The organism is Pseudomonas sp. SDO5215_S409, from assembly GCF_054071325.1.
The window spans coordinates 1-254 of sequence record NZ_JBSVWN010000210.1 but is presented as its reverse complement, the minus strand read 5'-3'; the positions used below and the strand labels follow the sequence as shown (position 1 = coordinate 254).

Here is a 254-nt window from a genome sequence, read left to right as displayed (position 1 = left end):
GATCTGGCGCGTCGATGCGGGCCAGAAAAACGACTTGGCGCATTACCCGTTGTATAAGGACGTGCCGTACTCCAAACGGCTGGAAGTGCTGCCGTTTGACCCTGAGCTCTACCCGGAAAACAACCCCGAGAGGGGCAGCGCACAAGAGAACCCTGCCAGGCTTCACTTCTTCGACGATACGCAGTTTGACGGCGCCAATACCGACACCCAAGCCTTCATCACCCACACCGACGAAGTGATCCTGCTCTCCATAC

At 57.5% G+C, this 254-nt stretch carries 1 pseudogene; it reads left to right on the top strand.

The window, feature by feature from the left end:
* Nucleotides 1–254: pseudogene (locus ACW9H9_RS28925) on the top strand (lipase family protein); the annotation flags it as partial.